At 67.9% G+C, this 18,742-nt stretch carries 20 protein-coding genes; 7 read left to right on the forward strand and 13 right to left on the reverse strand.

Annotated elements, in window-relative coordinates; all coding sequences use genetic code 11:
* The first annotated feature begins 2 nt into the window (after positions 1–2).
* Entirely contained in the window at positions 3–1,100 is a 1,098-nt protein-coding gene (locus LCM15_RS09735) for an ABC transporter ATP-binding protein (protein WP_224855854.1), read from the forward strand.
* A gap of 160 nt (positions 1,101–1,260) precedes the next feature.
* Entirely contained in the window at positions 1,261–2,688 is a 1,428-nt protein-coding gene (locus LCM15_RS09740; RefSeq protein ID WP_224855856.1) for an amidase, read from the forward strand.
* A gap of 87 nt (positions 2,689–2,775) precedes the next feature.
* Here the strand turns inward: LCM15_RS09740 and clpB are convergent, their stop codons facing one another.
* Positions 2,776–5,391 (reverse strand): ATP-dependent chaperone ClpB, encoded by a 2,616-nt coding sequence (clpB, locus tag LCM15_RS09745; protein ID WP_224855858.1) that lies wholly within the window; start codon positions 5,389–5,391, stop codon positions 2,776–2,778.
* 192 nt (positions 5,392–5,583) lie between these two features.
* Here clpB and LCM15_RS09750 point away from each other — a divergent pair, with 192 nt between their 5' ends.
* Both LCM15_RS09750 and pyrF read left to right on the forward strand, forming a co-directional pair.
* A complete protein-coding gene (locus LCM15_RS09750) occupies positions 5,584–5,907 on the forward strand; it encodes a hypothetical protein (protein ID WP_224855860.1) in 324 nt (107 codons plus the stop codon).
* 52 nt (positions 5,908–5,959) lie between these two features.
* Positions 5,960–6,676, forward strand: coding sequence for an orotidine-5'-phosphate decarboxylase (pyrF, locus tag LCM15_RS09755; RefSeq protein ID WP_224855862.1), 717 nt, complete (start codon positions 5,960–5,962; stop codon positions 6,674–6,676).
* Positions 6,677–6,714: 38 nt separating this feature from the next.
* Here the strand turns inward: pyrF and LCM15_RS09760 are convergent, their stop codons facing one another.
* The gene (locus LCM15_RS09760; protein WP_224855864.1) at positions 6,715–6,981 is read right to left on the reverse strand and encodes an NfeD family protein; all 267 of its coding nucleotides are present in this window, start codon (positions 6,979–6,981) and stop codon (positions 6,715–6,717) included.
* Positions 6,978–7,877, reverse strand: a complete 900-nt coding sequence (locus tag LCM15_RS09765; protein WP_224855866.1) for an SPFH domain-containing protein — start codon at positions 7,875–7,877, stop codon at positions 6,978–6,980. The genes LCM15_RS09760 and LCM15_RS09765 overlap by 4 nt, the downstream gene beginning before the upstream one ends.
* A 121-nt stretch (positions 7,878–7,998) precedes the next feature.
* On the opposite strand from LCM15_RS09765, the gene LCM15_RS09770 reads away from it, so the two are divergent.
* Entirely contained in the window at positions 7,999–8,316 is a 318-nt protein-coding gene (locus LCM15_RS09770; RefSeq protein WP_224855868.1) for a hypothetical protein, read from the forward strand.
* 13 nt (positions 8,317–8,329) lie between these two features.
* Here the strand turns inward: LCM15_RS09770 and LCM15_RS09775 are convergent, their stop codons facing one another.
* Complete coding sequence (locus LCM15_RS09775; protein WP_224855871.1) at positions 8,330–8,722, reverse strand: NUDIX hydrolase; 393 nt, start codon at positions 8,720–8,722, stop codon at positions 8,330–8,332.
* Between the two features lie 67 nt (positions 8,723–8,789).
* Here LCM15_RS09775 and LCM15_RS09780 point away from each other — a divergent pair, with 67 nt between their 5' ends.
* A complete protein-coding gene (locus LCM15_RS09780; protein ID WP_224855873.1) occupies positions 8,790–10,043 on the forward strand; it encodes a DNA polymerase IV in 1,254 nt (417 codons plus the stop codon).
* Positions 10,044–10,054: 11 nt separating this feature from the next.
* Here LCM15_RS09780 and LCM15_RS09785 read toward each other — a convergent pair whose 3' ends face one another.
* The 8 genes from LCM15_RS09785 to LCM15_RS09820 form a co-directional block, all read right to left on the reverse strand.
* On the reverse strand, positions 10,055–10,384 hold the full coding sequence (locus tag LCM15_RS09785; protein ID WP_224855875.1) for a DUF3775 domain-containing protein: 330 nt from the start codon (positions 10,382–10,384) through the stop codon (positions 10,055–10,057).
* Between the two features lie 147 nt (positions 10,385–10,531).
* Positions 10,532–11,665: a DNA recombination protein RmuC gene (locus LCM15_RS09790; protein ID WP_224855877.1), complete on the reverse strand. Its 1,134-nt coding sequence runs from the start codon at positions 11,663–11,665 to the stop codon at positions 10,532–10,534.
* Positions 11,662–13,548, reverse strand: a complete 1,887-nt coding sequence (gene mutL, locus LCM15_RS09795; protein ID WP_224855879.1) for a DNA mismatch repair endonuclease MutL — start codon at positions 13,546–13,548, stop codon at positions 11,662–11,664. Before mutL ends, LCM15_RS09790 begins: the two co-directional genes overlap by 4 nt.
* A 377-nt stretch (positions 13,549–13,925) precedes the next feature.
* Positions 13,926–14,837, reverse strand: a complete 912-nt coding sequence (locus tag LCM15_RS09800) for an ornithine cyclodeaminase family protein (RefSeq protein WP_224855881.1) — start codon at positions 14,835–14,837, stop codon at positions 13,926–13,928.
* Positions 14,834–15,454 (reverse strand): HAD family hydrolase, encoded by a 621-nt coding sequence (locus LCM15_RS09805; protein WP_224855883.1) that lies wholly within the window; start codon positions 15,452–15,454, stop codon positions 14,834–14,836. The genes LCM15_RS09800 and LCM15_RS09805 overlap by 4 nt, the downstream gene beginning before the upstream one ends.
* Before the next feature lie 4 nt (positions 15,455–15,458).
* Positions 15,459–15,911, reverse strand: coding sequence for a YaiI/YqxD family protein (locus LCM15_RS09810; RefSeq protein WP_224855885.1), 453 nt, complete (start codon positions 15,909–15,911; stop codon positions 15,459–15,461).
* Entirely contained in the window at positions 15,908–16,834 is a 927-nt protein-coding gene (locus LCM15_RS09815; RefSeq protein ID WP_224855887.1) for an AEC family transporter, read from the reverse strand. Before LCM15_RS09815 ends, LCM15_RS09810 begins: the two co-directional genes overlap by 4 nt.
* A gap of 53 nt (positions 16,835–16,887) precedes the next feature.
* Positions 16,888–17,061, reverse strand: a complete 174-nt coding sequence (locus tag LCM15_RS09820; RefSeq protein ID WP_224855889.1) for a zinc-finger domain-containing protein — start codon at positions 17,059–17,061, stop codon at positions 16,888–16,890.
* Between the two features lie 75 nt (positions 17,062–17,136).
* On the opposite strand from LCM15_RS09820, the gene LCM15_RS09825 reads away from it, so the two are divergent.
* Positions 17,137–18,063, forward strand: a complete 927-nt coding sequence (locus tag LCM15_RS09825) for an ABC transporter ATP-binding protein (RefSeq protein WP_224855890.1) — start codon at positions 17,137–17,139, stop codon at positions 18,061–18,063.
* 303 nt (positions 18,064–18,366) lie between these two features.
* On the opposite strand, the gene LCM15_RS09830 is transcribed toward LCM15_RS09825, so the two are convergent.
* Positions 18,367–18,735 carry a histidine triad nucleotide-binding protein gene (locus tag LCM15_RS09830; protein ID WP_224855892.1) on the reverse strand — a complete coding sequence of 123 codons (369 nt, stop codon included), beginning with the start codon at positions 18,733–18,735 and terminating at the stop codon, positions 18,367–18,369.
* Between the last annotated feature and the right edge of the window lie 7 nt (positions 18,736–18,742).

The following is an 18,742-nucleotide window of genomic DNA, read 5'->3' on the forward strand; positions in this document are numbered from 1 at the left end:
CAATGGCCCCGATCCTCGAAATCAACAATCTCTACAAGAACTACGGCGCGACCGAGGTGCTGAAGGACATCAACGTCTCGATCGAAAAGGGCGACTTCCTCGTGCTGGTCGGCCCCTCGGGCTGCGGCAAGTCCACGCTGCTCAACTGCATCGCGGGACTCGAGCCGATCACGGGCGGCACGCTCCGGATCGACGGGCACGACATGACCCATGTCTCGCCCAAGGACCGCGATATCGCGATGGTGTTCCAGTCCTACGCGCTCTACCCGACAATGAGCGTCGCCAAGAACATCACCTTCGGCATGAAGGTGCGCGGCGTCGATGCCGAGACCCAGAAGAGCAAGCTTGCCGAGGTCGCCCGGCAGCTGCAGATCGAGCCCTTCCTGAACCGCCGCCCCGGCCAGCTCTCGGGCGGTCAGCGGCAGCGGGTCGCCATGGGCCGGGCGCTGGTGCGCGATCCCAAGCTGTTCCTCTTCGACGAGCCGCTGTCGAACCTCGACGCCAAGCTGCGGGTCGAGATGCGTACCGAGATCAAGACCCTGCACCAGAAGCTCGGCGCCTCGATGGTCTACGTCACCCACGACCAGATCGAAGCGATGACGCTGGCCACCAAGATCGTCGTGATGAAGGGCGGCATAATCCAGCAGATCGGCTCGCCCGCGGAGATCTACAACCGCCCCGCGAACCTCTTCGTGGCGGATTTCATGGGCTCGCCGGCGATGAACCTGATTCCGGCCAAGACCCAGTCCGGCAGCGGCGGCACGTTGATCGAGATCGAGCGCCCGGAACACGAGCCGATCCGGCTCACCGATCCGCGCGCACGGAACCTGCCCAAGGATATCATCCTCGGCCTGCGCCCCGAGGACATCTCCGAACCCGGCTTCCGGGTCGGCGCGCTGGTGCAGGAAGCACCCTGCAAGGTCGAGATCGTCGAGCCCGCGGGCGCCGACACCTACGTGCAGACCCGGCTGGGCGGCAAGCCCCTGACCGCGCGCCTGCATTCCGAGACCGAGGCGGCGCCGGGCACGGTGCACAATCTCGCCTTCGACCTTTCCAAGGTGTCGTATTTCGAGCCCGAAAGCGGCAAGCGTATCAACTGATCCATGCGATCCTGGGGGGCGCGCGTCCGTCGCGCGCCCCCCTCTTCCTTCCGGCATCCGCTTGACCATCGCGGCCCGGCAGTGAACCATCGCCCGCAACCGACCGCGGGCCGCGACAGGCTTTCCGGATCGACGTCCCAATCCGCAAAAGGCCGCGCCAATGACCCCTCCGCTCCCCGCCACCCTCACCGATGCCGCCGCCACCGATCTCTCGGCGGGGCTGCGCGACCGGCAGATCTCGGCGCGCGAGCTGATGAAGGCGGTGCTCGACCGCATCGACGCCACCAATCCCGCCATCAACGCCATCGTCACGCTGCGCCCGCGCGACGCGCTGCTCGCCGAGGCCGAGGCGATGGACGCCTCGCCGCATCCGGGCCCGCTCGCCGGTCTGCCGATCGCGGTGAAGGACCTCGTGGCGACGAAGGACATGCGCACCACCTACGGCTCGCCGGTCTTTGCCGACCATGTGCCCGCCAAGGACGATCTTGTCGCCGCACGGCTGCGCGCCGCCGGGGCCATCCTGATCGGCAAGACAAACACCCCGGAATGGGGCCACGGCTCGCACAGCTTCAACCCGGTCTTCGGCGCCACCCGCAACCCCTACGACAGCACGCGCACCGCCGGTGGATCCTCTGGCGGCGCGGCGGCGGCGCTCGCGGCGCGGATGCTGCCGCTGGCCGACGGCTCGGACATGATGGGATCGCTGCGCAACCCCGCCGCCTTCTGCAACGTCTATGGCTTCCGCCCGAGCTGGGGCTTGGTGCCGCCGGACGCCGGCGGCGACACCTTCCTGTCGACGCTGGCCACCGAAGGACCGATGGCCCGCAGCCCGCGCGACGTGGCGCTGCTGCTGTCGGCGCTCGCCGGCCCGAACCCCGAGGTGCCCTTCGGACGCACCTCGGAGGATTTCACCGCCCATTTTGGTGAGGGGCTGAAGGGCAAGCGCATCGGCTGGCTTGCCGATTGGGGCGGCGCCTATGCCACCGAGCCCGGCATCCTCGAGACGGTCGAGGCCGCGCTGAAGGTCTTCGAAGAGCTCGGCGCCATCGTCGAGCCGGTGCAGGCCCCCTACCCGGCCGAAAAGCTCTGGTCATCGTGGATCACCCTGCGCGCGGCGCTCAATGCCGGCGCCAAGCGCGATCTTGCCGCCGATCCGGCCAAGCGCGCGCTCACCAAGCCCGAGTCGCTGTGGGAGATCGAGCAGGGTCAGGGGCTGAGCGCGGAGGCGGTCTACGAGGCCAGCAAGACGCGCTCGCTCTGGTATCGCCGCGCCGCGCGTCTGTTCGAAACCTACGACGCGCTCGCCCTGCCCAGTGCGCAGGTCTGGCCCTTCCCGGTGGACTGGCGCTGGCCCGAGGAAGTCGCGGGCCGCAAGATGGACACCTATCACCGCTGGATGGAGATCGTGGTGCCGGTGAGCCTTGCCGGGCTGCCCTGCCTCGGGATGCCGGCCGGGTTCTCACCATCGGACCTGCCGATGGGGATGCAGCTCTTCGGTCCGACCGGCAGCGATGCGGCGCTTCTGGCAATGGGCGATGCCTACCACCAGGCGACCGACTGGCCGAACGCGCGCCCGCCCAACCTCTGAGGTTTCACGCGCCTCACCTGAGGCCACGCCACACGAAAAAGGCCCGCCGGATGGCGGGCCTTTTCCATGTCTCACCCGATCACGGGATCAGTGCACCACGGCGTCGTCCGGACGTGGCCGATTCGAGGCCCCGACGCGCTCGCCGATCAGCAGACCGTCGCTGCCGACGGTCACCGGCACGAGATCGCCGTCGTGAATCTCGCCACCGAGGATCAGCTCGGCCAGCGGATCCTGCAGCGCGCGCTGGATCACCCGCTTGAGCGGACGCGCACCGAAGACCGGATCGTAGCCTTCCTCGGCCATCCACTTCTTGGCGCCCTCGTCGAGCTGCAGCGTGATCTTCCGGTTGGCCAGCCGCTTGAGCAGCCGCGCCATCTGGATATCGACGATGCCGTCCATGTCCTCGCGCTTGAGCCGGTCGAAGATGATCGTCTCATCGAGCCGGTTGAGGAACTCGGGGCGGAAATGCGCCCGCACCGCGTCCATCACGTCGCGCTTGGCCTGCGCGCTGTCGGCCCCTTCGGGCAGTTGCGACAGCGCCTGCGAGCCGAGGTTCGAGGTCAGCACGATCAGCGTCTGCTTGAAGTCCACGGTGCGGCCCTGACCATCGGTCAGCACGCCGTCATCGAGCACCTGCAGCAGCACGTTGAACACGTCCGGATGCGCCTTCTCGACCTCGTCGAACAGCACCACCTGATAGGGGCGCCGGCGCACGGCCTCGGTCAGCACACCGCCCTCGTCATAGCCGACATAGCCCGGAGGCGCGCCGATCAGACGGGCCACCGAATGCTTCTCCATGAACTCCGACATGTCGATCCGCACCATGGCGTTGTCGTCGTCGAACAGGAACTCGGCCACCGCCTTGGTGAGCTCGGTCTTGCCGACACCGGTCGGCCCGAGGAACAGGAACGAGCCAAGCGGACGGTTCTCGTCGTTGAGCCCGGCCCGGGCGCGCCGCACCGCATTGGCCACCGCGCGCACCGCCTGGTTCTGGCCGACGACCCGGTTGTGCAGGCCGTCTTCCATACGCAGCAGCTTCTCGCGCTCGCCCTCGAGCATCTTCGAGGTCGGGATGCCGGTCCAGCGCTCCACCACCTCGGCGATCTGCTCGGGGCGCACCGCCTCTTCGACCATGATGTCGCCCTCGGCCTCCTCGGCCTCGGAGAGCTTCTTCTCCAGCTCCGGGATGCGGCCGTATTGCAGCTCCCCGGCCTTGGCGAAGTTGCCCTCGCGCTTGGCGATCTCGAGATCGGCGCGCATCCGGTCGAGCTGTTCCTTGACGTCGCGGGCCGAGGCCAGCTTGTCACGCTCGGCCTGCCATTGCGCCGTCATCTCGGCGGAGCGCTCTTCCTGATCGGCCAGCTCGCGTTCGAGCGTCTCGAGACGGTCCTTGGAAGCGGCATCGTCCTCGAGCTTGAGCGCCTCGACCTCGATCTGCATCTGCAGGATCGTGCGGTCGATCTGGTCGAGCTCTTCGGGCTTGCTGTCCACCTCCATGCGCAGCCGCGAGGCGGCCTCGTCCATCAGGTCGATGGCCTTGTCCGGCAGGAAGCGGTCGGTGATGTAGCGGTTCGACAGCGTCGCCGCCGCCACCAGCGCCGAGTCCGAGATCCGCACGCCGTGGTGCAGCTCGTACTTCTCCTTGATGCCGCGCAGGATCGAGATCGTGTCCTCGACGGTCGGCTCCTGCACCAGCACCGGCTGGAAGCGCCGGGCCAGGGCCGGGTCCTTCTCGACATGTTTGCGATACTCGTCGAGCGTGGTCGCGCCGACGCAGTGCAACTCGCCCCGCGCCAGGGCCGGCTTGAGCAGGTTCGACGCGTCCATCGCGCCATCGGCCTTGCCCGCGCCCACCAGCGTGTGCATCTCGTCGATGAAGAGGATGATCTCGCCTGCGGCGCTCTCGATCTCCTTCAGGATGGCCTTCAGCCGCTCCTCGAACTCGCCGCGATACTTCGCACCTGCGATGAGCGCGCCCATGTCGAGCGCCAGAAGCCGCTTGTTGCGCAGGCTCTCGGGCACGTCGCCATTGATGATGCGCAGCGCGAGACCCTCGGCGATGGCGGTCTTGCCGACACCGGGTTCCCCGATCAGCACCGGGTTGTTCTTGGTACGGCGCGACAGCACCTGCATCGAGCGGCGGATCTCGTCGTCGCGCCCGATGATCGGGTCGATCTTGCCCTGCTCGGCGGCCTCGGTGAGGTCGCGAGCGTACTTCTTCAGCGCCTCGTAGCCCTCTTCGGCATTGGCGCTGTCGGCGGTCCGGCCCTTGCGGATGTCGTTGATCGCCTCGTTGAGCTTCTGCGGCGTCACGCCGCCAGCCTCCAGCGCCTGCTTGGCACCGGATTTCTCGATCGCCAGCGCCATCAGGATGCGCTCGACCGGGACAAAGCTGTCGCCGGCCTTCTTGGCGATCTTCTCGGCCTCGTCGAGCACCTTGCCGGTGGCCGGATCGAGATAGACCTGGCCGGCATCGCCGCCGACCTTCGCGATTTTCGACAGTTTCTGCTCGAGCATCTCGATCACGCGGGCCGGCTGACCGCCGGCGCGGGTGATGAGGTTGGATGCAAGGCCCTGATCGTCATCCATCAGAGCTTTGAGCAGATGTTCGGGCGCGAGCCGCTGGTGGCTTTCGCGCATGGCTATGGTCTGTGCGGCCTGAACGAACCCACGCGACCGCTCCGTGAACTTCTCCAAGTTCATGGTTGTCTCTCCTTCCAATAAGCGCCCGTTGGGAAATCGCCGCGCCCGCTGGGCGGCACACGGCAGGATCGGGCCTCGATAAGAAAATGGTCGCAGAGGGCAGAGGCTTCAAGATCAGTGATCACAAAAATGAGCCTGCAACGGAATCGTCATGTTTTGCTGCGATGACTCCTCCGAGCTGGAGGCTGAGCCATGGATATCGAACACACCGCCTTTGACGGGATCGACGCAGCAGAACACGGGCCGCTGGTCCACGGCAGCGTGTCGCTGGTCGCCACGAACGGCCGGATCCGGGTGGCGCATGTCGCGCCGCCCAAACCCGCTCCGTGGGACCGCGCCTTCGACCGGCCGGTCCTGCGCCGCGCTCTGGCCGCGGTGCTGCGCCTGCCGGACGCTCCCACGGCACGGCAGGAGCTTTGGTTCGACGCCGACACGGTGGCGCGGATGCGGCGCCCCCCCGGCCCGGCCGACGGCGCGGCGCGGTTATCTGCCCGGGCGCGCGGCCCGCAGGCTTGACGCAGGGCCGGACGCACCGCAAGAGGGGCCGACCCTAGAGACGGAGGCCCCCATGTCCGATCCCCGCACCGATGACCGCCTGATCGTCGCGCTCGATGTGCCGAACGCGCTGCAGGCGCTGCAACTGACCGACCGCATCGGCGATGCGGTGTCGTTCTACAAGATCGGCCTCGGTATGCTGACCGGCGGCGGGCTGGCGCTCGCCAACGAGCTCAAGCAGGAGCACGGCAAGCGCATCTTCCTCGACATGAAGCTCTTCGATATCGGCCAGACGGTCGAGAACGCGGTGCGCGGGCTGGCGCAGTTCGACCTCGACTTCCTCACCGTGCATGGCGACCCGCACGTGGTGCGCGCCGCCAAGGAAGGCGCCTCGGGCAAGGACACCAAGATCCTCGCCGTCACCATCCTGACCTCGCTCGATCGCGGCGATCTCGATGATGGCATGATGCGCGACGGCGACATCGCCGAGATGGTGGTGGAGCGCGCCGCCCGGGCGCTCGAGGCCGGGGCAGACGGCGTCATCGCCTCGCCGAACGAGGCCGCCGCGATCCGCGCCCTGCCGCAGGCCGAGGGCCGGCTGATCGTGACGCCGGGGGTGCGCCCCTCGGGCGCCGCCGGAGACGACCAGAAGCGCATCGCCACGCCGGGCAACGCAATCTCCGCCGGGGCCGACCACATCGTCGTGGGCCGTCCGGTCTGGCGCGCCGACAGCCCGCGCGACGCGGCGCTGGCGATCCAGAGCGAGCTGGCCGCCCTCGGCGCACGGTAAGCGAAAAGGGCGCGCCTCAGCCGGAGCGCGCGCCTTTCTCAATCCTCGTTGATGTCGCGATCCCAGAGCTTGATCTGGCCCTTGCGCACGCCCACGACCTGCCGCAGCACCAGCCACGACACCAGCGACACCACGGCGAAGATCAGCAACAGCCAGACCCAGCTGATCGCATAGCCCGCCAGCAGCCAGAGGCCGATCGCGCCGGCCCCGATGGCGAAGCCGAGGAAGATGAAGCCCGGCGCCAGCACCTCGAGCACCAGCAGCAGCACCGCCGCCGCCATCCAGACCCACCAGTCATAGATCATGCCCGCGTGCCCTTGAGCAGGCTAAAGGCATCGCGGAACACGTCGACCGCGTCTGCCGGCAGCACGATGGTCTGCTTGCCCTCGCCCTGCCCCAGCGCGGTCAGCGCCTCGACCTGCTTCAGCGCCACCTGGTACTGCGCCGCCGACAGGCCGTGCTCGGCGATGGCCTGCGCCACCACCTGCGTGGCATAGGCCTCGGCATCGGCGGCGATGCGGCGCGCCTTGGCGACCTGCTCGGCGGCGTAAAGCTCGGCATCCGCCGACAGCTCGACGGCGCGTTTCTTGCCCTCGGCCTCGGTGACCTGCGCCCGGCGGGCACGCTCGGCGTTGAGCTGCTGCAGCATGGCATCGCGGGTCGCCTGATCGAGGTTCACGTCGAGGATCTCGGCCCGGGTCACCTCGATGCCCCAGTTGTCGACCGCATCCTCGACATTGCCCTTGATGGTCGAGATCAGCGCGGCGCGGTTCGACTGCACCTCGTCGAGTTCCATCTTGCCGATCTCGGCCCGGACGATCCCCGCCACCGTGGTGGCGATGGCCGCGTCGATGTCGCGGATGCGGTAGACGGTCTTTTCCGGCTCGAGGATGCGGTAGAACACCGACGTTTCGACCTCCACGAGAACGTTATCGGCCGTGATCGCATCCTGGCTGGCGTTGGGCAGCTGACGCTCGAGGATCGACACCTTGTGGCGAACCCGATCGAGGAACGGTACGATCAAATTGATGCCCGGCCCGAGCACGGCCCGCAGGCGCCCGAAGCGCTCAACCACATGTTTTTCCGACTGCGGGACGATGCGTACGCCCAAAAAGACACACAAAATAATAAAGCCCGCGAGCAGCAGCACCACGAGGTTGCCACCGCTCAGGAAATCTAGAAGGATATCTTCGACGTACATAGGTTCCGACCTCACGAAATGTTCGCGCAATATGGCGCGCAGGCCTCAGGTGTGAAAGGCCTTTCGGGAACCGTGCGCGGGTCTTGGCGTTTCTTTGCTGTAACAGGCAGGAGACACTCCGATGACACAGAGCCAAGCTCAGATCGGCAATCTGACCTATAATGCCGCTGATGAATGCTATCAGGCGCTCGTGACCTTCCACACCGACGAAGGCCGCATTCGCGTCGCATGTACCCACACCGCACCGCTGGACGCGGACCCCGACGAGGTCGAGCGCGCGCTGATTTCCGACGCCATGACCGGGCAGGATCAGCCGAACCGTCTGCGCTCGCGGCTGAAGCCGCGCCTGTCGGACCGGCCGCGCCCCACGCCCGAACCCAAGACCCCGCTGCATGGCGCTGTCGAGTGGCTGCGCCGGATCGGCGGTCGGGCCGCCTGAGCGCGGGCCGACCTCACCCCCGCTCGCTGAGATAGGCGTTCAGCAGTTCCCGGAAATGCGGGATGCCATCTTCGCAGGCAACGTATTCCTCGGCTGGCATCATCGACCAGCCGTGTCCCTCGTCGCCAAAACGCACCTCCGCGATCGCCGTGCCCGGCAGATGCGCGACGAAGAACCAGCTTGGCCCGTGCTGCCGCGACCAGACGATCTGATCTTCGGACAGGCGCAGCCCGACCTCCTCGAAGGTTTCGCGCAGGGCGCATTCTTCTGGCGTCTCGTCGCCCTCGCGACCGCCGCCCGGAAAATCGAGGTAGCCCGGCCACGGAATCTCGGGCTTCTCATCGCGCCGGATCACCAGCAGGTCCTCGCCCAGAAACAGCATCAGTTTCGCACCTGCAAAGCTCACGCGATGGCCCCCACCTTGGTTACGCTCTATACTCCCCAGATAACCACTTGGCGGCGATTGACCACCCATGCCTGCGCTTTGTCGTGACTGTCTCACGGAATTCGAGAGCGGCCCCCGCTGCCCGGCCTGCGGGCGGCCCAGGATCGTGCGCCATGACGAGCTGCGCAGCCTGTCCATCGCCCACATGGACTGCGACGCCTTTTATGCCAGCGTCGAGAAACGCGAAAACCCCGAGCTTGCCGACAAGCCGGTGATCATCGGCGGCGGCAGACGCGGCGTCGTGTCGACCGCCTGCTACGTCGCCCGCATCCGCGGCGTGCGCTCGGCAATGCCAATGTTCAAGGCGCTCGACCTCTGCCCCGACGCGGTGGTGCTGAAACCGCGCATGGCGCTCTATGCAGAGGTATCGAAACAGATCCGCGGCTTCATGGAAGACCTCACCCCGGCCATCGAGCCGCTGTCGCTCGACGAGGCGTTTCTCGACCTGACCGGAACCCAGCGCCTGCATGGTGCGCCGCCGGCGGTGATGCTGGCGCGGTTGGTGAAGCGCATGAAGGACGAGCTTGGCGTGACCGGTTCGGTCGGGCTGAGCCACAACAAGTTCCTCGCAAAGATCGCCTCGGATCTCGACAAGCCGCACGGCTTTTCGGTGATCGGCAAGGCCGAGACGCAGGAGTTCCTGCGGCCACGGCCGGTGCGGATGATCTGGGGCGTCGGACAGGCCGGGCAGGATGCGCTGGAGCGCTCAGGCATCCGCACCTTCGAAGACCTGCTGCGCTGGGATCGCGAGGGGCTGATGCTGCGCTTCGGCAGCATGGGCGAGCGGCTCTGGCATCTGGCGCGCGGCGAGGATCACCGCCGCGTCACCCGCAATGCGCCGGTGAAGTCGATCTCGAACGAGACCACGTTTCACGAGAACACCAAGGACCCGGACATCCTCGACGGACATCTCTGGCGCATGAGCGAGAAGGTCGCCGACCGCGCCAAGGCAAAGGGTCTGGCGGGCCGCGTGGTGGTGCTGAAGGTGAAGCGCTCGGATTTCAAGCTGATCACCCGGCGCCATGCGCTCGGCGATGCGACGCAGATGGCCGACCGCATCTACCGCACCGCGCGTGCCATGTTCGACCAGCTTGGCGCGGGCGTGTCCTATCGCCTGCTCGGCACCGGCATTTCAGAGCTGGTGCCCGCCGATCAGGCAGACCGGCTCGGCGACCTGCTCGACCCGCAGGCCGAGAAGCGCGCCAGCGCCGAGCGCGCGACGGATGCGATCCGCGCGCGCTTTGGCAACGAGGCGATCGTCAAGGGCCGCGCGTTGCGCTGACCGACCGGGCCTCAGGAGCCGCGCCGCATCAGCGCGTCTTCCTCGTCCTGGGCGTCAAACCCCAGCGCCTCGAGCCCCGACTCGAGGTGGTCGGCCAGATGCGGCGTGCCGAGCAGGTAGTCGGCGGTCGGCGTGCTCGCCTCGGCCATCGCCGTGGCATAGGCCTCTCCCCATTCACCGGCATCGAAGGCATCGCGACCGATCCACATGATCGCGACCAGCGCGGCCTGCTCTTCCTCGGTCATCCGCTCGATGATGCCGCGCATCTCGCTTTCGCCGCGATCCATCTCGCGGGCCAGCAGGATGACATGGGCGACTTTCCTGACACTGATCTGTTCCATCTTGCCGGTCTCCTTTCGCTGAGACCCAGACTGCGGCAAAGCCCCGCCCCCGTCCTTGATCCTGCGCAAATGCGTTCGGGGGCCAGTGCGTGACGCTCAGCCGATCTGCGGAGGGTCAGGATCATCGCGCACGGCAAGCCCCCCGCGTCAGGAGTTCTGCGACACCGGCACGATCTTCTCCCCGCGCCCGTCCTCGAAATCGAAATTGTCGAGCCGCCGGGCGCGTTGGCCCGCCTTGTCGGCGCTGATGCGGATCTCGGCCACGTCGCGGGCCGCCTGCGAGAAATGCCGGTCGAGGTTCTCGACCCGCGCGCCCAGCCGCTCCACATCGGCGTTGAGCAGCGCCAGCTCGCGACGGATCGCCCCGGCCTGCTCGCGCATCCGCGCATCCTTGAGCACCGCCCGAAGGGTGTTGAGCGTTGCCATGCAGGTGGTCGGCGAGACGATCCAGACCCGCAGGTTGAAGCCCTCGCGCACCACCTCGGGGAAATGCGCGTGCAGCTCGGCATAGACCGCCTCCGAGGGCAGGAACATCAGCGCCGAATCCGCCGTCTCGCCCTCGATGATGTAGCGCCCGGCGATGTCGCGCAGGTGCTTGCGCACGGCAAGGCGGAAGGCCTGCGCGGCGCGGGTGCGGCTGTCGCCCTTGTCGGCGCGCTGCAGCTGCTCGTAGGATTCGAGCGGGAACTTGGCGTCCACGACGATCGGCCCCGGCGGCTCTGGCATGTGGATCAGGCAATCCGCCCGGCGCCCGTTCGAGAGCGTGGCCTGCAGCGTGTAGCTGTCGGTCGGCAGCGCCTTCGAGACGATGTCGTTGAGCTGGATCTCGCCAAAGGCGCCGCGGGTCTGCTTGTTCGACAGGATGTCCTGCAGCGACAGCACGTCGCCAGACAGCCGGGTGATGTTTTCCTGCGCCCGGTCGATGACCTTGAGCCGCTCCTGCAGTTCCCCAAGGCTGTGGGCAGTGCGCCGCGCGGTGCCGTGCAGGCTTTCGGACATGTGACCCTGCACCTCCGCGAGCCGGCGCTCGACCAGTTCGAGCATCGCGGTCTGGCTCTGCAGCTGCGCCTCGGTGACGTGATGCAGCCCACCGGCCAGCCGCTCCTGCCCCTCGCCCAGCGCCTGCACCCTCTGGCCGAGCTGGGACAGCGGATGCGCCAGCCGGGCGGCGCGGTTGGCGGCGCGGATCACCACCACGATCATCACCAGAAACAGCAGCGCCACCGCGGCGGCGGCCCAGAGGCGCGGGTCCTCGAGCATCGGGGAAAGCGGGTCGGTCATGTGCGCCCGAACAGCCGCTCGATATCCGACAGCTTCAGCTCCACATAGGTGGGCCGACCGTGGTTGCACTGGCCCGAATGCGGCGTCGCCTCCATCTCGCGCAGCAGAGCGTTCATTTCCTCGGCGCGCATCCGGCGGCCCGAGCGGATCGAGCCGTGGCAGGCGACTCGACTGAGGATCGCCTCGATCTTCTCCTGCACAAGCTGGCTGGAGCCGAAATCGGCGATCTCGTCGAGGATGTCGGTGAGCAGCGCCTTCGCGTTGACCTCGCCAAGGATCGCCGGCGTTTCGCGCACCGCGACGGCGCTGCCGCCGAAGGCCTCGATGGTCAGCCCCATGCGCGACAGATCATCGGCGATGGAGAGGAGACGCGAGAGATCGTCGGCAGACAGCTCGACGATCTCTGGGATCAGCAGCGCCTGCGCCGCGACGCCACGCTCGGCCATCTGGTGCTTGAGCTTTTCATAGACCAGCCGCTCATGCGCGGCGTGCTGGTCGACGATGACGATGCCGTCGCCGGTCTGGGCGATGATGTAGTTCTCGTGCACCTGCCCGCGCGCGGCGCCGAGCGGCAGCGCTTCGTCGGCGCCTTTCGGGCTGTCCTCGACCGGATCGACCCGGCCCGAGAAGCTCCCGGCGAACTCGGCAAAGCCCGCCTCGGCCGGGCGCGGCGCCTGCGCCTCGTAGGGCTGGTAGGGCGCCGCCGGCGTCATCGGCGCCTGCGCCCGGTAGGCCGCGCTCAGCGCGCCCTGCGACGGGCGGTCCATCTGGTAGACCCGCGGCGGACCCGAGGGCTCGGGCCGCATCGCGCCCAGCGTCGCCCCGGCCACGGTGGTCGAGGCGCGGTGCCCGGCCTCGGCCAGCGCGTGGCGCAGCGCCGACACGATCAGCCCGCGCACCAGCCCCGGTTCGCGGAAGCGAACCTCGGATTTCGCCGGGTGCACGTTCACGTCGACCTTGTGCGGATCGCAATCGACGAACAGCGCCACCGCCGGGTGCCGCTCGCGGCTGAGATAGTCGGCATAGGCGCCGCGCAGGGCGCCGAGCAGCAGCCGGTCCTGCACCGGTCGCCCGTTGACGAAAAGATGCTGCGCCACCGACGAGCCGCGCGAATAGGTCGGCAGGGCCGCCAGCCCGGTCAGGCGGAAGCCCTCGCGCTCGGCGTCGATGTTGAGCGCGTTGTCGGTGAACTCTCCGCCCATGACCTGCGCCAGCCGCCCGCGCAGCGCATCGAACAGATCGCCCGAGCAGGGATCGGCGCGGAAGGTGGTGCGGTCCTTGCCGTCGCTCACGTCGCGCAGGGTGAAGCCCACCGAAGGCTCGGCCATGGCGAGGCGCTTGATGATCTCGGAGATCGCCTGCATCTCGGCCCGGTCGGAGCGCAGGAACTTGAGCCGCGCCGGCGTGGCGTAGAACAGGTCGCGCAGGGTCACGACGGTGCCCCCGTTGAGCGCGCAGGGCTTCACCGCCACCATCTGGCCGCCGGCGACGGCGATCTCGGCCGCCTCCTCGCCGCTGGCGCGGCTCTGGATGGTCAGGCGCCCGACCGCGCCCAGCGAGGGCAGCGCCTCGCCGCGGAAGCCGAAGCTGTGGATGTTGAGCAGGTCCGAGCCGTCGATCTTCGAGGTGGCATGGCGCGACAGCGCCAGCGGCAGCTCGTCGGCGCTCATGCCGCAGCCATCGTCGGTGACCCGGATCAGCGTCTTGCCACCATCGGCCAGCTCGATGGTGACGCGGCGCGCGCCCGCGTCGATGGCGTTCTCGACCAGCTCCTTGACCGCCGAGGCGGGCCGTTCGACGACCTCGCCAGCCGCGATCCGGTTAATGGCGGAGTCGTCGAGCTGCCGAATGATCGGGCGCATATTGGGGCTGAACGTGTTCATTCTACCAAACCTAGCAGGCAGACCGCGATTCTGAAACGGGAAAGCCCAGCCCTACCGGGTTTCGCGGCGACATGGAAACCAAAGGCGGGATTGGCGCGTTACAGACATATAATTACCCTCCGCACGCAACATCTTTTCCATGATTGCGCCCAGAGGATGCGTCACTTCTCACATGCCGGGACATCGCCTCGAGAGGCACCGTGATTCCCCCGCGACCAGACCAAGGACGACCGCCATGCCCGTGAGCCGCTTCACCTACGAGACCATCGAGAAGATCTATGGCCGGCGTTTCGCCAGGCTCTGGTTCCGCCCCGTTTCCAAGGTGTTCCGGGAAACCAGCTGATCCCCGACCACCGCACGCCCCGAAGCCCCGGGGCTTAACCCTCAAGCCAGCGCGCGTGCACGTAGCGGCTGGTCATCAGATCGAGATGCGCCCCGCCGCCGTTCTTGAACAGCGTGATCTCGTCGTCGCTGTCCCGCCGCATCGCCTCGATCGAGTAGTAATCCGCCAGCACCTGCTCGCGCGCGATGGCGCCACTCTCGAGCGGGATCTTCAACTCGCCGATATGGCCCAGCGTCGTGTCGTAGCTGTCGACGAAGACCCGCGCGCGCTGCAACGCCGCATCGTCGGCCTCGCGCATGTCCGGGCGATAGGCCCCGATCAGGTCGAGATGCTGGCCCGGCTGCAGCCAGTCGCCCCGGATCACCGGCTCGGTCGACATGGTGGCGCAGGTGACGATATCGGCCTCGCCCACCGCCGTTTCGAGATCGCGCGCCACCCCGATGCCAAGCTCCTCGGCCATCGCCTCGGCCTTGGCGATCGTCCGGTTCCAGACCTTGAAGCTCGCCCCCGGAAAGCCGGCGCTGTAAGCCTCGAACAGCGAGTGCCCGACATGACCTGCGCCCACGATCAGGATCTGCTTCGAGGCAGGCCGCGCCAGCCGCAGCGCCCCCAGCAGGCTGTCGCCGGCGGTCTTCCACTTGGTGATGAGATGGAAATCCACGACGGCCTCGAGCAGGCCGGTGTCGTCGGCATAGAGCGACACCCCGCCATTGACCGCGCCAAGGCCCCGCTCAGGGTTGCCGGGGAAGATGGTGGCCGATTTCACCGCCAGCCCGAGCCCGTCGATCCACGCCGCCCGGTTCAGCAGCGTGTCGTTGCCACGATAGAGAAAGCTGTCGGCGATCTCGGCCTTGGGGCGGGCGTGGCCATCCTTGAACGCCTCGGCCAGTCCGTGCCAGTCGAGCTTGGCCTCGGCGGCGTAGGGGATGAATGCGGGGGTGGTCATCTGTCGTCTCCTTCGCTCAGCAGCCCGTGGGCACGCAGGCACGCGACCCAGCCCTCTGGCCCCTCGAAAAGATGCGTCTGCCAGCCGCGCGCGGCCGCGGCGGCGATGTTCTCGGCGCGGTCATCGGTGAACAGCAGCGTCTCGGGCGCCAGCCCGCAATCCGCCTCGACCATCTCGTAGATTCGCGGGTCGGGCTTCGTCACCCCCATGAGACCCGACACATAGCGCCGGTCGAACGCCCGCAGGACCGGGTAGGCGGCCTCGGCCAGCGCCATGGTGGCCTCGCCGATATTGCTCAGCGCGAACACCGGGACGCCGTTGCGCCGCAGCGCCAGAAGCGTCTCACCGCTCTCGGGGATCTCGGGCGCGGCAAGCTCGGGCCAGTTGTCGTGCCAGTGGCGGATCGGCGCGGCCCAGCGGGGATGGGCCGCGGCGGTCTCGTAGACCACGCCGCGGAAGTCCTCGCCCGCGTCGATGCGTTCGTTCATGCCGTGCAGGTCGACCTCTGCGAACATCTCGCGCCGCTGCTCGTGGCCGATCAGGGCGTCGTAATAGAGCTCGGGCTGCCAGCGCAGCAGCACGTTGCCGATATCGAAGATCACCGCGCCGATCGCCATGGGCCTAGCCTTTCGCCTGCCGGATCTCGCGCTCCAGCGCGTTGAGAAAGCGCGAGCGGTCGGCCTTGGTGAAGCCCTTGCCGCCGCCGCCCTGGTTCAGCGGGTTGGCGGCGCGCAGATCCGCCATCAGGTCGCGCATCGCCAGCTGCTGGCCGATATTGGCCTCGGTGAAGCGCTCGCCGTTGTGACGCAGCACCGCCGCGCCGGCGGCGATGCATTTCGAGGCCAGCGGGATGTCCCCGGTCACCACCACGTCGCCCGGCCCGCAGCGCTCGGCGATCCACATGTCGGCCACGTCCGGCCCCTCCGGCACGATCACCGTCTCGACCAGCGGGTTCTGCGAGGGCCGCAGCCCGCCGTTCGAGACCACGAACATGCGGATCCTGTGGCGGGTGGCGACGCGCTCCGCCTCGGCCTTCACCGGGCAGGCGTCGGCGTCGATATACAGCGCGCTCACGGGTTCACCAGCGCGATCACCGTGCTCACGGTGAGGATGCTGAACGCGGTCGAGATCAGGATCGCCGCCGAGACCCGTTGCGGCGCGATGCCGTAATGCTGCGCCAGCATGTAGACATTGCCCGCCACCGGCAGCGAGGCCGTGGCCACCGCCACCGCCGCCTGAAACGGCGGCACCGCGAACAGCAGGTAGACCCCGGCCGCCACGAACAGCGGATGCAGCACCAGCTTGGCAAAGCTCAGCCAGCCCGACACCGCCAGCCGCTCGGCGGATTTCGACGCCAGCGAGGCGCCGATGGCAAACAGCGCGCAGGGCGTCGCGGCATTGCCGAGCAGGGTGACGAACTCGTCCGCCACGGTGGGCAGGGACTGACCGGAGGACGACACGGCGAGCCCCGCGACGATCGACACGATCATCGGGTTCTTCACCAGCCCCATGCCGATGGTGGCGAAGACCCCCAGCGACATCCGGCCCTCGCGCGCCACCGTCACCAGGATCACCAGCAGCGAGGCGAACACGATCAGATCGATGCTGAGCATCAGGATGATCGGCGCCACCGCCGCCTCGCCAAGCAGCAAGGCCAGCATGGGCAGCCCGAGAAACCCGGTATTGCCGATACTGGCGGTCTGCGCCTCGATGGCGGCGGTCTGCAGATCCTGACGCCGCAGGAGCGCCGCCCCGGTGGCCACCAGATAGACCGCCAGCGTGCCGGCCAGGTAGGCCGCCGCGAGCCGCGCATCGAAGATCGCCGAGATCGACAGCGAGGCCGAGAAGCGGAACAGCATCGCCGACAGCGCGAAGTAGAACACGAACTTGGTCAGCGCCGCCGTCGCCGCCTCGGGAAAGAAGCGGATGCGCGCGGCGCAGTAGCCCAGCCCGATCAGGGCAAAGAACGGTACGGTCTTGAGAAAGATGGCGAGCATGTCACCCCGTCAGGTTCGGCGGGTGTCTGCCGCCCGGTTGGCCTGGCTCGACCTTATCCCTCGAAATCGCGATGCACGTATTTGGCATCGCAATAGGGGCATTCCACGAACCCCTCTTCGGGGGGGATCATCAGCCAGACACGCGGGTGGCCCAGCGCCCCCTCACCGCCGTCACAGGCGATGCGGTGGCTGTCGACGATCTTGATTTCCGGGGCTTCGGTCGCCATCGCTGCGGTTTCCTTTTCGTCACACCTGCACTAACTGCGTTATGGGCGAAGACCAGAACAGGAGCAAGGCTCGGCATGAGTGGAGACGCGATCCGCATCGAGGCGCTGCGCAAGACTTACGCAGGCGGCAAGGAGGCCCTCAAGGGCGTCGATCTCACGGTGCCCACGGGCGCGATCTTCGGCCTGCTCGGCCCCAACGGGGCGGGCAAGTCGACCCTGATCAACATCCTCGCCGGTCTGGTGCTGAAAAGCTCCGGCAAGGTCTCGATCTGGGGCTGGGACCAGGACCGCAACCCGCGCCAGAGCCGCGCCTCGATCGGGGTGATGCCGCAGGAGCTCAACCTCGACCCGTTCTTCACCCCGCGCGACGCGCTCGAGGTGCAGGCCGGGCTCTACGGCGTGCCCAAGCGCGACCGCCGCAGCGACGAAATCCTCGAGATGGTGGGCCTCACGGACAAGGCCGAGGCCTATGCCCGCACGCTCTCGGGCGGGATGCGCCGGCGGCTGCTGCTCGGCAAGGCGCTGGTGCACCACCCGCGCATCCTCGTGCTCGACGAGCCCACCGCCGGAGTCGACATCGAGCTGCGCCAGATGCTCTGGCAGAACGTGCGCCGGCTGAACCGCGAGCTTGGCATGACCATCATCCTCACCACCCACTACCTCGAGGAGGCCGAGGAGATGTGCGACGAGATCGCCATCATCAACCAGGGCGCGGTGGTGGCGCGTGACAGCACCGCCAACCTGCTCGGCCAGATCGACGCCAAGACCATGGTGATCCAGCCCGACACCTGGCCCGACACCCTCCCCGAAGCCCCCGGCATCACCGCCGAGCGCCGCGAGGGCGGGCTCATCGCTCTGAGCTACCGGGCCACCGACACCAGCGCCGAGGACGTGCTCGAACTGGTGCGCCGCGCCGGCATCCGGATCCAGGATGTCCGCACCGAACAGGCCGATCTCGAGGATGTCTTCCTCGAACTGACCCGGTCCCGTCCCGCCGCCTGAGCCACACCGGCTTGGGCCTTGCCATGAAGAGCGCCGCGCGCGACACGACGGGCAGAGGGGGCGCTGCCCCCGCCGCGGCTGCGCCGCGACTCCCCCGAGGTATTTTCGAACCAGAGAAGACGAGGCGCCGCGCCCCTGTCTTCTTCTGGCCTCAAATATCCCCGCCGGAGGCAGGCCGGACCGCAACAAAAGCGCAAACCCCGGCAAGGGCGTCACGCCGGCCACGGGCCCGAGCCACCGCCCGGAGGCGGTGGTGAGACAGCCTGTGCGGCCCGACGGGCCGCGCCGCCTTGCATCAAGGGGTCAGCCGCGCTCGAGCATCCGGCCAAGGCCGCGGCCGCCGAGGATGTGCACGTGCAGATGCGGCACCTCCTGCACCCCGTGCGCGCCGGCATTCGAGATCATCCGGAAGCCCTCGGCCGCGACCCCCTTCATCTCGCAGACCTTTGCGATGGCGCGGGTGTAGTCGAGGATCTCCGCATCCGAGGCGTTGGATGCGAAATCGTCGTAGCTCACATAGGCGCCCTTTGGGATCACCAGCACGTGGATCGGCGCCTGCGGGCGGATGTCGTTGAACGCCAGGCTGTGCTCGGTCTCGAGCACGGTGTCGTTGGGGATCTCGCCGCGCAGGATCTTGGCGAAGATGTTGTCGGTGTCGTAGCTGTAGGGCATTCTATCC

The organism is Salipiger bermudensis (assembly GCF_020171625.1).
Taxonomy (GTDB): domain Bacteria; phylum Pseudomonadota; class Alphaproteobacteria; order Rhodobacterales; family Rhodobacteraceae; genus Salipiger; species Salipiger bermudensis_B.